Annotated in this window: 10 protein-coding genes; 4 read left to right on the forward strand and 6 right to left on the reverse strand. The window is 60.0% G+C overall.

The annotated features are described in order from the left end of the window. The first annotated feature begins 10 nt into the window (after positions 1-10). Complete coding sequence (locus FQU96_RS29995; protein WP_146545054.1) at positions 11-610, forward strand: hypothetical protein; 600 nt, start codon at positions 11-13, stop codon at positions 608-610. Positions 611-748: 138 nt separating this feature from the next. Beyond that, positions 749-6,748: an ATP-binding protein gene (locus FQU96_RS30000; RefSeq protein WP_146545055.1), complete on the forward strand. Its 6,000-nt coding sequence runs from the start codon at positions 749-751 to the stop codon at positions 6,746-6,748. 376 nt (positions 6,749-7,124) lie between these two features. Here FQU96_RS30000 and FQU96_RS30005 read toward each other — a convergent pair whose 3' ends face one another. After that, entirely contained in the window at positions 7,125-7,775 is a 651-nt protein-coding gene (locus FQU96_RS30005; protein ID WP_146545056.1) for an isochorismatase family protein, read from the reverse strand. A 151-nt stretch (positions 7,776-7,926) separates the two neighbouring features. Here FQU96_RS30005 and FQU96_RS30010 point away from each other — a divergent pair, with 151 nt between their 5' ends. Next, the gene (locus tag FQU96_RS30010) at positions 7,927-8,820 is read left to right on the forward strand and encodes a LysR family transcriptional regulator (protein ID WP_146545057.1); all 894 of its coding nucleotides are present in this window, start codon (positions 7,927-7,929) and stop codon (positions 8,818-8,820) included. 342 nt (positions 8,821-9,162) lie between these two features. Then, on the forward strand, positions 9,163-10,440 hold the full coding sequence (locus FQU96_RS30015) for an adenylate/guanylate cyclase domain-containing protein (RefSeq protein WP_178130787.1): 1,278 nt from the start codon (positions 9,163-9,165) through the stop codon (positions 10,438-10,440). A gap of 767 nt (positions 10,441-11,207) precedes the next feature. Here FQU96_RS30015 and FQU96_RS30020 read toward each other — a convergent pair. The 5 genes from FQU96_RS30020 to FQU96_RS30040 all read right to left on the reverse strand — a co-directional run bounded on the left by FQU96_RS30020 (position 11,208) and on the right by FQU96_RS30040 (position 14,135). Further along, positions 11,208-11,729: a DUF1993 family protein gene (locus tag FQU96_RS30020; RefSeq protein ID WP_146545059.1), complete on the reverse strand. Its 522-nt coding sequence runs from the start codon at positions 11,727-11,729 to the stop codon at positions 11,208-11,210. 140 nt (positions 11,730-11,869) lie between these two features. Further along, complete coding sequence (locus FQU96_RS30025; protein WP_178130788.1) at positions 11,870-12,448, reverse strand: C40 family peptidase; 579 nt, start codon at positions 12,446-12,448, stop codon at positions 11,870-11,872. 279 nt (positions 12,449-12,727) lie between these two features. Next, positions 12,728-13,021: a type II toxin-antitoxin system RelE/ParE family toxin gene (locus FQU96_RS30030; protein ID WP_146545061.1), complete on the reverse strand. Its 294-nt coding sequence runs from the start codon at positions 13,019-13,021 to the stop codon at positions 12,728-12,730. Then, on the reverse strand, positions 13,018-13,293 hold the full coding sequence (locus tag FQU96_RS30035) for a CopG family ribbon-helix-helix protein (protein ID WP_146545062.1): 276 nt from the start codon (positions 13,291-13,293) through the stop codon (positions 13,018-13,020). The genes FQU96_RS30030 and FQU96_RS30035 overlap by 4 nt, the downstream gene beginning before the upstream one ends. A gap of 467 nt (positions 13,294-13,760) precedes the next feature. Then, entirely contained in the window at positions 13,761-14,135 is a 375-nt protein-coding gene (locus FQU96_RS30040; protein ID WP_146545063.1) for a hypothetical protein, read from the reverse strand. Positions 14,136-14,587 lie beyond the last annotated feature (452 nt).

The raw sequence follows: 14,587 nt of genomic DNA on the forward strand, positions 1-14,587 counted from the left end.
AGGACCAGACGTGTCGGGTGAAGATATCGAAAGTCTGCGTAGGGCTATTGAGGCCAACGCCCGGCCACGGAACAGCTATTGGGCATGGCGCGATAAGCCCATTGCGGAGAGGGGAGCTGCAGACACGATACTTCGCGCAGCCGGACTACGGGTGGACCGCTTGGTGTCGCGAGGCGAAGGCCAAGACCCGCCGGACTGCGAGGGGATGGTTGATGGGTTATGGTCTGGAATTGAGGTAACCGAGCTGGTCCATCGTGAGACGTTAGAGCAGTCAATCACGGCGATTAGGCAGCGTAACGCAGGAAGGGAGTCTCGGCTGCCTGTAGCCTATTTTGAATGGGCGCGCGGGGACTTGCTTGCGGCCCTACAAGAGCTGATCAACGGCAAGGACAAGGCTGACCTTAAAGGTGGCCCCTATGATCAGTATATCTTAGTGATCCACACCGATGAATTTTTCCTCTTGCCTGACACGGTGGCGCGTTATGTCGAAGGCGCCATTTTCGACGTCAAATGCATTACACAAGCCTATCTTGGCCTTTCTTATCGGCCGGACACCGCAGCGGGGGAAGGTGGTCACCCGGCATTCCGTCTGAGCTTGGTCAGGGCCTAGTATCGTCATCCCTATTGCGAGGTTTGACCGGGGGCAGTTGCGATGGGTTCCAACTCCTTTCCAAGGCGGGTTGTGGAATCCGGTGCGACCTCGTCCAGGTGTCTTTCAGTTTCAGCCCGCCCATGATAAGCGCGAAGAGTGGAACGCCAGAATAAAGCATCATCGTTTGGCGAAGTATCAGCCATAACTGGCTACTGGAAGCAGTACGAATACTCTTCCAGTGTGCTCTTTCGTCTGATGCAAGATGGTACCCTAGAAGCGATCTCTGTTTCTGAGCCGTCCGCCGGCATATTCGACGACCTTGTAATCCACGTTCAAGGTCGCGTCCTCGCCACGCAAGTCAAGAGCGCGCGGGACGCAACATATGTTTCTTTGGCGACCGAGTTCAAAGGTCTGCTCATCAAAGCCATGGCTGAGTCGTGGCTCGGTCTGCAGCAACGCTACGATGCTGACGCCGTGCGTCTACGTTACATATTCCCGGGCTTTTTCAGTACCTCAGACACAGCTCTAGCGAACGCGAGCACTTCGGGCGCTCGGCATAGTGCTGAATTCGCGCGGTTCGTTTCGCGCGACGACCTCACGAGCGAGATGATTGAGACTTCGATTTGGCGGGATGCGCTGACCGATCTTCAGGTTCGGTCCGGTCTGGATAGGGCTTCATTTGTCCGATTTCTTTGCGACCTAGACTTGAAGGATGAACGCGAACTTCAAGCCAGCAGTATCGCCACGTTCCAGCCCGCAGAACGTGAGAAGGTCGAGGCCATTCGTAGCCTACTACCGATCCTGATCACGACTTCGAGCCCTGGGCAGAGATGGTCAGAGCAGGATCTGGTCGAGAAGCTGGGCTGGCGCTCGCGGCTCAGCCAGCATAACGTTCACGTATTTCCCGTTCCGTCAGACTATCAAGAAAATGAGTCTACGGAGCGCAAGCTTGTGGATCTCATTCGTCAAACGACGCAGGGATACATCGCACTTGTTGGCCCTCCGGGTACAGGAAAGTCGACTCTTCTCCAGCGGGGACTGTATTCCACGCCTGACTATAGCGTGTCTCGTTACCTGGCATTCCATCCCGGTCAGCGACATGGGCTCGGTCGTGCAGAAGCGGGAGAATTTCTGAACGATCTGATAGCCGAATTTCGCAGCCAGGGTCTCTACGCGTCCAAGTTCGCACACGACAACCTGTCGGGATTGAGGGCAGAGTTTGCGAAACAGCTCGACGCGGCAAGCGAACGGTTCCGCAAGTCGGGACGCAAAACTCTGATCGTTATTGACGGCTTGGACCATGTTCCTCGGGAAGAGAATCCTGTAGTTAGTTTTCTGGCGGAACTCCCGGCCTCGGCGGCGATTCCCGACGGCGTGGTGTTTGTGCTCGGGACTCAACGCATTGAACTGCGTGGACTACACGCAACAATCGTTCAACAGACGAGGGAAGCCAACCGCACAATTGTCATTGACCCGCTGACGAAAGCGGCCGTGTTCGCTTTGGCGGATGCAGCCACTGTGCCTAGCTTCGTCGATCGTGAGACGCTGTTTGAAAGATGTAGCGGTCATCCGCTTACCGCCCGCTACTTCATCGAAGCACTCAAGCTTGTGTCGGACGCTGACGAGGCAGAAAAAATCCTATCCGACGCGGAAGGACTTGGTCAGTCGCTGCAACAAATATACGAGAGAGTTTGGCAGAAACTCGACACTGCTCGGTCCTCACGTGCCGCCCTGGGGCTGTTGGCGCGTGCTGAGAGCACTCTCTCGAGCGAACAGCTTAGTAAGGGAAGCAACGACGAAGCTGTTGAGGATGTGTTAGCGACTGCGGGCTTCTTGCTCTCTCGAAATGTCAGTGGTCGCCTGTCAATCTTTCATAACAGCTTTCGCCTGTTCGTTGCCCAAGAGACGGGCCGGAAATTCGGCCAACCGAGTGCGGAGGTGGAAACTGATTTCCACGCTCGGCTGGCTACTATAGCGCATGACGCCCCCATCAACGATCCGCAATATTGGTTCCAATTGCGATATCGGTCGCGGGCAGGGGATTTCGACGGCGTTCGTGCGCTCGGACAGCCAACCTACTTTCGCCAATCACTCAAGGCGTTTCGTCCACCCGGCGAAATTTATTCAGACTTGCGCCTAACCTACGGTGCGGTTCGCCCAACGGGCGATCGAACTCTCTTGCTGAACAAACTTTTGATAGAAAAGGAGGTCGACTATCGACTCGAAGCGGTGAGCAACCTTGACGTCGTTGATCTGCTCATGGGTTTAGGCGACGTCGAGCTCGCGACCCGGCACGCGCTTGAGGTGGGTGAGAGCAGTGAAGGCTGGCTTGCATTGGTCGACTACTACTGGAGAAACGGCGAACCCGAGCGCGCTCGGCAAATCTTTGAAGCCAATGAGCCGCTGGAGATTCTTTTTGCCGGAGAGGGATTCGACCCCTACCAGATGAAGCGTGCTCGAGGTTGGATTCAAAGAGCGCAGCGCTTTCGGCCACTCGAAAAGCTGTCGGCATTGGTCGATTCAATCGTCGTGAAGACTCGAGCCGTGGCTGATGATGATGATGATGGTTCAGGGACGCGTCGCAGCCTAAAGTTTCATCTTGCATTGGGCGCCATCATCGACGGGCGCTTTACAGACTTGAACGCCCTGGAGCAAGTGCTGCCCCTAAACGTTGGAGAGGTTGCCTGTCTGGCGGTTCAGGCTGCTGAAGTAGCGTACTCAAGTGGCAGAACAGACGATGCGATCGTCTATTTGGAGAGCGCGACTGCAGCTAACGGCCTCGTCAAAGCCCATTCGTCTTGGAGACGCGCCGCTACCTCGATCGCACTCAAGGTCGGCAAGACCGACTTGGCGCGGCATATCGCGGCCACGCTAGCTATTCCCCGTCTTGACCGCTACGGTTCGACGCAAGACGACATGGGGGATCTGTCCCGAGCGATCATTGAGACCGCTTTCCTCGCCGCTGAGTTGCATCTAGAAATAGTGGAGGAAGCCCAGGCAGAACTGCCCGAAAAGAGCTCATTGCTCGCTAACGCACACGTGAGGATGCGCGAGATCGGCGCGCTGCAATCGCTGGCGAAGAGGCAGGATCCGAGCATAACTAGACAAGCATTGAGAACTATCGTGCTCTTCTTTGCTCAAGCGAAGCCTGATTCAGGGGATTTCGCAGCATACAGGTTCTTCGCCTCTTTGGGGAGTATCGCCCACCGCATCATCCGAATAGCAAAGGACGCGGGCGAACAATGTTTTGCCGACGTGATTGCTTTCGTCGATGAGATGCTCAACAAGAGCGACAACAACTTATCGCGATCTGACGAATTCCGACTGAATTTCGCCACTGCGGTCTTTGACGTCGACCGTGACTCTAGCATCGCACGAACTCGGCTCGATGCGACGCGATCTGCAGCACGGGCAGACCGGACACCCCAACAGGCAGTTGACTCGTATGCAGCCATCGCTCGCGCCTATGGCCATGTCGGAGAGATTTCTGAGGCGCGGGTGTCACTGGAAGCAATGCATCAGGACACTTTCGGCTATTGGCTTCGAGCGAAGAAGGAACCGCAATATACGTTCTGGGCATGGTCGTTTCTGAAAGCCTGCGAATCCTCTCCGGCGACTATGGAGCACGCGGCTCTTATATTTGCACAGTTTATTCTCGGCATGGACGAGACTGAAGGAGACGAAACAGCAGCACGCCTCGTGGCTGATCTACTTGAGGGTGCTGGGGTATGTCCGCGGGCTGCAGCCGGTATCACAGCTAGATTGCTCGACAGCGACCTCTCAACCTGGGCCAAAATTTCCGAGGCAGCGCTTGCTTCAGTGGCGAAGCACGACAGCTCATTGGCACCGCTGGTACTGATCGCCTGTTCATGTCTAGTGGTTCCCTTCGTCAACGGCGGCGGCATAGATCGATGCTTGCAAGCATGCCTACCAGCGATGTCACCTGCCGCGAGAGCTCATCCGATCGAGGTATTGGTTGCATCCATCCGTCGTTGGTGCCCGCCATCTGAGCGCGAGGTGATCCTGCGCAAGATAGTGGAGCTAGCCTCCGAAACTGAGGCGGCGCTTCAACCCCTCCTCACCGAGGTTATAGACATCACGGAAAAGTTGAGACGCGTGATCCACGGAGAATCAGGCGAAAAGTCACCCGAAAGTGGCGTTTCGCTTGATATTGAAGTTGAGTCACTGTCCAAGCTCATCAGCCATGGTGACGGGAAAACCGGCTACGGCGATCGCGTGGACTACTCTTATGCGCGTGCTGCAGAGAAATTGGCACCCACCTCATCCGAGGTCGAGATTGAGGACTTCGTCTGCCAGCGTCCTCATATTGAGGCTGACGCCAAGACTATGGTGGCCTTCGCAAGGCGGTTCCTAGCCTTTGGATACCGAACGCAAGCGCTAGAATATTTTGCAAAGGCTGAGACCGCAGCGCTCTCTGGTTATTGGTCCACCTTCATGGGCGGCCAGAAGTTGGCAGTTCAAAAGCTTCGGATCGAGTTGCAAGGAAAGTCTGCGATTGACACCGGTTTCGACGTTCTTCTGAGTGAGTTGACTACGGGGCAAACAGATGGAAGCTCGCTGTTTCTGAACCTGGACAAGGTTTTGGAACTCGTCGCCGATCCGATTCCGTTCGTTGAGTTCTGGGCAGAAACGCAGGCTCACCTGATGCAGTATCGGGAATTTCGTCTTGCGGCACCAGTTTGCCCTGTCGACGCGGTGGGGAGCCACTCCGACCTATTGGCTTTCATTGTTGCGCAAGGCTTCAGTCTTTCTTGTCCAGAACTGCTTCAGCATGCTCGTCGAGCCGGGGAGTTCATCGCGAACTCCTCAACGGATAGCGCGTTTGTCGAGAAGCTTTTTCATTTCCTGCGCGAGTTGCCTGACGGACGGCGAGAGAGTGCTGCTCTGTTGCAGCGTTTGAGAAAAATGCCTCAACTCGAGGCCTACCTTCGACGCGATTCTGAGATCGAAGCCACCAGCGACGACTTCATCGTCTCCAATATTGCCAAGCGCGCATTGCGTGATTTTGGCGAGCCTTATGAGGAACCTCCTTCGAAGGGCTTGCCCGCGTTCTATCAGTTGCTTCCGTCGGGTACTGAGCAAGCGGATAACTTTGATCCGCCACCCGGCCTGCTTTCTGGACAGCGGCCGGTTTGGTCGGGCGATCCTTGGACTTGGACATCGATGCTCCGCGGTCCTTTGAAGCTGCTGACCGATGCCTGTGACATTCCTTTGGAGCTGCTGCGTCGTCGGTGCGCAAGCTTCATGGCCAAAGACGGTGGCCGAACAGCCTTCGGTCCCGAGGTTGAAGAGGCCATCGTTCGGAAATTGCGGCGACTGCATCTTCAATTCGCGTATCGCCGGCCGATGGCATCGTCGTGTTTGCGGGCGATCGGAAAGGTCGTGCAAGAGCTGGACTTAGCAAAAGCGGTCGATCGCAACGTGCTCCACGTTCTTTGGGCAGAGATTGGCGGGCCGTCCCTTTCGGATTTCCTTATCGAGGAAGAGCCACGGCCAAATTGGCTTGCATTGCCTCCGATGCCACATCGTAAATTTGGGGGGATCGAAGCAGAGCAATGGCTTGAACAGGCTGAGACGGTGGTTCATTCAACGCTGGTGCCCGAAGCATTCGTCCTCGCGGAAGAGACCCACTTCACGGTGCAGGCGTGGCGATCATCGGCAGAGGTAATTCGGATTGCGCTTCCGTGCCCCGCGGACCTGACAAGTGGCGTCGAGCGACTGCCAAGGCTGTTCTCCTTCGACTACCTCCGTCCGATGTACAAGCGGAGTGAGAGCAAGCTCGTGTGCCGTATTCCTGGCGATCTCTTTGGCAATCTCGAAAACGAGACCATGACAATCTGTCCGTACGTAGCAAGCGATCTGGGATGGAAGCGGTTGGCCATCAACCCGCTCGAACTGCGCGACTCCTCAGGGGAGTTGGTAGCGAAGACCGTTCGCTGGGTAGAGGGAACCCAGCAAAAGGCGCAACACGGCGCTGAGCTCCATGGTGCCGGCCAGATCGTTCTGTTGACTAAGAGTGGGAAGGCACAGCTCGAAGCCAGCGGCACAAAAGTGGTAATGGGAACGAAGGTGACCGCAAGCGTCGAGGGCAAGTCGGGAGAACCTCATAGTCGGGAGATTCTGGCTGGTGGTTAGCTAAACTAGCTTGAAGCGAGCCGCGATTTGACTTTTCGTCCAGAATAACAGGCTCGCTCAGCTCGCATAACGCATGCACCACGGTCCCGCGTTGAATGAGGTGCTCAGTTTGCTGGAGCGCTATCTTTCCGCGCGATAGCATGGACGTCAATGAAGGTCAGATGCGGGGCTTGCTTCTACTGTCCGTTCCAACGGGAAAGCGTTCGATCGACGTCTCCATGGCCCTTTCATCAGGTGATGGATAGCGCGGCCGAGCTGGCTGCAGTCGCTGGCAATGGCTGATGGCAATGTCCGACCGAGAGGGGATGACGCGCGTCGCCAGGCAGTCAGCTTTCTCGCAAAGCGTCGTGCACGATACGCGTCATCCCCGCCCGAATCAGCCTTCGCGCGGCACAGGCGTGTTGAGAAGCTGCTGCTCCCAAAGATACGCGATGCCGCTGCCGCCGAAGTGCTGGATGAGAATCTCGGTCAGCGCCTCGACATGCTCGGTGCGCGCCCAATCGCGTTGCCATTCGCCGGCGAGCGCCATCACCGTCATCATGTTCGCGCCGGCCGCGATCATGCGCTGGATGGCAACGTCGTGAGACTCCTTCGAAATCCCGCCCGACGCGTCGGTGATCACGGTCACGTCCCAGCCTTCGCCGGCGGCCTGGATGGCAGGCATGGCGACGCAGACCTCGGTCCACAGGCCGGCGATGATCAGCTGCTTGCGGCCGGTCGCCTTGACGACGTTCACCACAGTCTCGTCCTGCCAGGTGTTCACCCAGGTGCGATCGATGACGTCCTGGTCCGGAAACACGTCGGTGATCTGCTTGAAGAGACGTCCACCGCGCGCCGCGATCACGCTGGTGAGAATGGTCGGAACATTGAAGGCTTTTGCCAGCTTCGCCAGCGCCGTCGCATTGTTGACCACCATCTGCGGTTCGTGGCTGTTCAGGTTCGCGAGCTGGTACGGCTGGTGGTCGATCAGAACGAGGACCGAGTCTTCGGGACGAAGAAGCGAAGCAAGGCCGTTGCGAGGGAGCATCTGGACGTCCTTTCTCTGCCGCTATGGACGGCAATGGGTTCATGGCGGCATGCGCCGGCGGTGACGTTGCCTGGACGCATTTGTCGTTCCCGTTGGTGATGCGGTAGGGCCATAGTGCGGCCAGCTGTGTCGCGAAACGGGGAACGCCGACGTGGACATCGAGGATCTGCAGACATTCGTCGCCGTGGCCGATGCCGGGGGCGTATCGGCCGCCGCGCGCCGGCTCGGCGTCTCCAAGTCAATCGTCAGTCGGCGGCTTTTGCGGATCGAAGCAGAACTCGGCGTTCAGCTGCTTGCGCGAACGACCCGCGGCGCCGCGCTGACGGAAGCGGGGCTCACGTTCCGGGATCATGCGGCCCGCGCCAGCGCCGAGATCGACACGGCCAGGGAAACGATCCTGCCGACCGGTGACCTGCGCGGTCGCCTGCGGGTTGCCATGCCGGTGTCTTTCGGCCCGACCCACTTCGCCCCCGTGCTGGCGGACATGGCGCACCAGCATCCTCAGCTCCAGATCCATACTGCCTACAGCGAACGCTTCGTTGATCTCATCGCCGAGGGTTTCGACTGCGCGATCCGGGTCGGCTACCTTCAGGACTCCAACCTGGTCGCGAAGCGCATCGGACCGATCTACGGAAAGCTCGTCGCCAGTCCGGCCTATATCAAAGCGCGCGGTTCACCCCAGACGCCGGATGAGCTCGTCACCCACCAGGCCCTCATGCAGGGGACGGAAGCCTGGCAGTTCATGGATGGCGACAGGATCGTCACGGTTCAGCCGCAGGGCCGGTTCAAGGCCGACAACGCGACGGCGCTCGCCGCCGCCGCCGTGGCAGGGCTCGGCATCGCCTGGCTTCCCGATTGCATCACACACGACCATGTGGCCTCCGGCGCACTCGTTCCGGTGATGACACGCTATCCTCCACCGTCGGCAGGCGCGTATGTCGTCCGACCGCCGGGTCAGCATCCCACACGGAAAGTCCGGGTCCTCATCGACATGCTGATCGCGTCCTTCGCCCGAAATCCGGACGTTTGGGGTCTCGACCGTTAAAGCACGAACGGCGCGACGCCGATGCCGACATAGATCACAGCCTCTTCAGCGCCAGCTGTTACCGCGGCGACAGCCGCGCCGCCGCCATGTAGCGCTCACGGTAGTAGGCGGAACCGAGCGGCGTCACCATGACCGGCGATGGCGCCGCATGTGCGGGAGCCGTGATGCTGAAGCGGCCGCCGACTCTCGATGCCAGGGGTTGTCGACCCTGGATACCGTGGCAAGATCATTGGGTCCTTTCACCAGTCCCGCGACAGAGGGGGCACCCAGGATGTTCTCCGTCTGGAACAACGAGACCCTGACCAGGACTGGCAGCCCGATCCTTGCAGATCCGGAGGAGGCATGAGAGCCGGGCCGCAACGCCGACTCACCGGGCTTGCGAAGACCCTGCTCGATTGGGCGGCCCGGGTAGGAGCCGATCCGCGCGATAGCGTCGAAACGGCCTTGCAGAAACAGGTTGCGGTCGTGCTGTGCGTCGGGACCCTGCCGCTCACGGCCTTGTGGAGTGCCGTTTACTTCGCGGCGGGCGTGCCGATCGCTGCCGCTATCCCGGCCTTCTATACGGTGTTCACGCCCATCAACACGGCGCTCTTCGCCTGGACAAGGAACCTCAGTTGGTACCGATTCAGTCAGCTCCTCACCATCCTTGTGCTCCCTTGGCTGGTGATGCTGGCGCTCGGCGGTTTTGGCGAATCGAGCATGGTCATCATCTGGGCCACGTTGTGCCCTCTGTGCTCGCTGTTGCTGGAGGATCTGCGGCGCACGATGCTCTGGATCGTCGGTTTCGTCATTCTCCTTATCGCTGGCGCGCTGCTGGAGCCATATCTCGACCCGGCTGGCCTGCCGCCGCAGCTTGTGACCTTGTTCTTCGTTCTCAACATCGGGTCGGTGACAGCCATCATCTTCGGCCTGCTGCATTACTTCGTCGGCCAGCGCAATTTTTTCCAGGAACGGTCAGAGAGCTTGCTCCTGAACATCTTGCCCAGAGACGTCTCGGAAGTCCTGAAGCGCGAGCGGCGGACCATCGCCACGCACCATCCTGCAGCCAGCATCCTGTTCGCCGATGTCGTGAATTTCACGCCGATGGCCGGCTCGATGACACCGCTTGAACTCGTCAATCTGCTCAACGAGGTCTTCCACTGCTTCGACGGCCTGGTTGACCAGTACGGGGTCGAGAAGATCAAGACGATCGGCGATTGCTATATGGTCGCCGCGGGCGTGCCAAGCGAGCGTGCGGACCATGCAGGCGCCTTGGTTGGCCTTGCGCTGGACATGCAGGCCGCCGTCAACGCGCGTCAGTTTGGTGGCAGACGGCTGTCCTTTCGGATAGGCATCAATTCCGGTCCGGTCGTGGCCGGTGTGATCGGCCGAAAAAAGTTCATCTACGATCTGTGGGGCGAAGCCGTGAACCTCGCGAGCCGCATGGAGTCACATGGCCGGAGCGGAGCAATTCAGATCACCCGTGGCACGTACGAACTTGTAAAAGGCGAGTTCGAGTGCGAAGCGCAAGGCTCTATCGAGGTCAAGGGCGCGGGTCGCTTGGAAATCTGGCACGTCAATGGCCGAAAGCCGCCTGCGGAGGGATCCGGTTGTCAGCCGATGATCCGCCAGGGCGACTAGCGCAGTTCATCGCGTGACGGAAATGGCAGGTCGAGTCGGCCACCACCGTCATCCTGAGCGAAGCGAAGGATCTTGCGGTGCGCCGACCGCACCGACTCACAGGTGCGGGATGAAGACTTCACCACAGAGGCACAGAGGACACAGAGAAACACAGAGGAAAATCTTCGCGCTCGCCGAGGGTACACCATGGCTTTATCTCTGTGTGCCTCTGTGTCCTCTGTACTACTGACGTCAACAATCGTCGCGCACTGCGATGATTCTCCTTGCGGTGGTTCGGCCAGTGAATGCCGTCGTGGCGACGGCTGGGACCGCGCCGCTCCAGCGGCGCTCATGATCCGCCGCTGCGCGTCGGGGCGTCGCTGGAGCGACGCGGTCCGACCCGTCACCAGCGCCATCACGCACTCACTTCACCATACTTTGGTTGCGGCCGACGGCCGCGCTGTGCCTCTGTGGTGAAGTCTTCCTTCTCATGACCGCGCGTTCGTGCGGGTCGACGCACCGCAGGGTCCTTCGCTTTGCTCAGGACGACAGTAGCGATTGATTCCATCAAACCATGAACTGCTCTAGCGCATGGGTTGCATCGTGGCAGGCGATCGATCGGCGGCGCCATCGTTCGGATGAGCCGCCACCAGCGGCGCCCACGGCACCTATTTCTGGCACGACCCGCACGAGCGAATGTACGTGATCTTCATGATGCAGTCGCAGACCGCGCGACTGCCGTACCGTTGCCTGATGCGCGACCTCGTCTACCAGGCGCTGACCGGCAACTATGCGCCCGCGATCCGCAGCTTGCCGAGGAAGTCGCGCTTGCCGAGCGGCACGCCCTTCTGGCGCAGGATGTCGTACGCTGTCGTGGCATGGAAATAGAAGTTCGGCAGCGAGAACGACATCAGGAAGCCCTCTGCCTTGAACGGGATTTTTCGGTCGCCGACCGAGAAGATCACGTCCTTGCCCTCGATGCCGTTCACCTCGTCGGGCTTGATCGCCTCGAGAGAGGCGCGAGCGTCGCTCACCAGCTTCTGAAGAGCGGCATAGTCCTCGCCCGCGGGCTTGGGCGGAGAGAAGGCGCCGGCTATCGCGCCCCTGACGCCGCCGGCGGCGTGGTGCGCTGCCGAGACGATCTGGAAGCGGAACGGCGCCATGTCAGGAAAAAGCTTCGTCTCCACGATCTCGTCAGGATCGAGTCCCTTCTCCTGGCAATGAGCGAGTCCCTTGGCGAGAAAGCCTTCGACGCCGCCGAGAACCTGCAGAAACGACGTGACGCTGAGGTCGTAGAGTGAAATGGCCATGAAGTCTCTCCCCTTATTAACTCGCCTTCCACCGATGGCCGCTACAACCGGCACTCATCAGCAGTGGCTCGCAGCCATTGCGGCTCTTGCTTTCATGGACCGTTCCGCTGGGCGCGAAAGGGGCGCCCCGCCGCCCGCCGCTACTGCGGCGACAGCCGCACTGCCGTGATATAGCGCTGGCGGTAGTAGTCGGAATCGAGCGGCGTCACCATGACCGGCGAGCCGGAATGGGTGGCGTGGACGAACTGGCCGTTGCCGGCATAGACACCCATGTGGGTGAAGGTGCCGCGGTAGCCGAAGAAGACGAGGTCGCCGCGCTTCAGCTCGTTGCGCGCGACAGGCGTGCCCTGACGGGCCATGTCGTGCGGCATGCGCGGGATGCGCTGTCCGAAGACCGCGCCGTAGAGATAGTAGACGAAGCCGCTGCAATCGAAGCCCGTGCTCGGCGAGACGCCGCCGTAGCGATAGGGCGTGCCCAGGTATTGCATGGCGCGCGAGACCAGGCGGTCGCCCCAGTTATTCGAGGCCGCGGCCGTGGGCGTGGTGAGTGAAACCGGCGTGGCGCCTTCCGTCTTCGGGGCACCGGCCGTCGCGCCGTTCTCGCGCAGCCATTTGGCATTGAGCCGATCGGCGGCGCCATCGTTGGGATGGGCCGCGACCCGCGGTTTGAGCTTTGCCTTCGGCGGCGGCTTGACCTGGGCCAGGGCGGGAGACGGCATACTCGCGGTCGTACACAACACCAGGGCCAGCACCGCGACCGAACAGGCTGTCGCCTGCACAATGACTCGTACGCTCGCGCGAATGCGGTGCCCGGGTCCCACCATCAACTTCTCTCCCCCTTGGGAACTCAACGCCGAGGCGGTTTAGCCACCGCCCATCCAACAGGTGTTGCATATTTGCCACAACAATTTGGGGCGGTCTATCGATCGTTTTCCGCCCGTACCAGTGTCCGCTGATCGTGGTGGCGGCCTCCACGCGCTGCTACCGAACGTTGCCGCCTATTGATCCGATTCGACGCTGCGGTTCTCGCGGCAATGCCAGAGGCGCAGGATGACGATGGTGGCGTTCGTGATCTCGTAGCGCAGCGCATAGTTGCCCACGATGATCCGGCGGACCTCTCGGGGTCTATAGGCCTCCAGCTTCTCGCCGATTCGCGGATAATCGAGCAGCCGGACAGGCGCGTGTGCAAGCTGCTGGATCACCCGCGCTGCCGCATCGGGCGCAATGGGCCGAAGGTACTCGTATAACCGCACAAGGTCCGAGGATGCCTTGCCGGTCCACTGGATTTTCATTTCACAGGCGGCGGCAGCGGCTCGTCGGTACCGAGACTGTCAGCCCATGCCTGGATTGCCTGATGATCGATCACCCGGCCAGCATCGACGTCTTCCAAGGCTTCAAGCGTCATGCGGTGACGCTCCTCCTCCTGATCGACCCAGGCTTCAAGAGCCTGCTTCATCACCCAGCCGCGCGACCGTTCCAGCCGCACCGCCATCGCCTCGACCTTTTCAGCCAGCGAAAGAGGGACATGCGCTGTCAGCACCTTGGTCTCGGTGGCCACGTTCATCACCTTCTATCAGAATGATTAGAATTTAATCGAACCCTGCAGGGTGGGCAAGAGCGAGAAGAGAGGCGATTCAGCGTTGCCGATTATGCGGAAGCTCGGGGTTCTGGCCCGGGCTCGAAACGGCTCCAGTCCCTGCCTGATGGCGCCGACGAACCGGTGAACGGCCGCCTGATCGGCGTGGTATTTCAGGTACGGAAAACCGGCTCAGGCGAAGCAGTCGCGCAGATAGTCGATGAAGGGGCGACTGTGATCCTCCTGCTGGAACAGTGGATCTTGTGCCGGCGGTCGGGCGACACATCCAGTCGGAGGGGGACCGATCAGGTCCGGGTGGATCGCGTTTTTCGGGTCAGCCCATGTTTCGAACAAGCGGCTCGATGGCGTTGCTGCAGGTCCATTGAGCCAGGACACGTCACAACGGCCCGTGCTGAAGCGCGGGCCGTTGCTTCGGCAATTCGCTCAGAGGCGATCTACTCAGCCGCGGTCAGCTCGATGGCGATGACTGTCGCTGCCTGGGCATCGGCGGCCGCACCATTCCACGCGTAGCCATTCCACGCATAGCCATTCCACAACGTGCCGTTCCATGTGAGGCCGTTCAAAGCCAGGCCGTTCTTCATGAAGCCGTTGAGGACCAGGCCGTTGCGCGCGACGCCATTCCACGCCGAGCCGTTGGGCTCGATGCCGTTCAGGGCCGTGCCATTGAACGGAATGCCATTCAGTTCGAGGCCGTTCAGTTCGAGGCCGTTCATCCTGGCACCGTTGGGCTGCATGCCGGCGCTGGCAGGGTGGGCGACGGCCACGGCGGCGGCGGCGAAGAGGGCGGCGATGAGAGTCTTGCGCAGCATGGGTATCTCCCTTGATTTGGAAGAGGGCTGAAATTGCCCTCTGTTGATGGGAGCAACCCTATCGGCGGCGCGTATCGCCACGATGTCGCCCGCCCGGCTCATGTGTACCGTCTGTATCGGCACAGGCCGGGGGCGTGGCCGGTTTGGCACCGCGCAAGCCGGTACGGCGGACGCGGCCCTGTGCGGGAGGGCAAGCGGAAAACAATCGGGTTGTCCCGGCATCCCGCCCCGGAAATTCCATATCGAGGCGCCGGGACCCGATCGTGCACCCAGGCGCTCGACCGCGCGCCCTGACGACAAAGCTCAAGCGTCGTTCCGCAGGGACGAGATCATCGAGCGCAGGATCACGTCATCTTCCGCGACCGGCGTGACAGTCGCTGGTTGACTTGTCCGACCGGGCTTACTTACTTCCGCCGCCGCCGCCGCCGCCGCCGCCGCCGCCGCCGCCGCCG

Origin of the sequence: Reyranella sp. CPCC 100927 (assembly GCF_007859315.1) — a bacterium.
Taxonomy (GTDB): Bacteria; Pseudomonadota; Alphaproteobacteria; order Reyranellales; family Reyranellaceae; genus Vineibacter.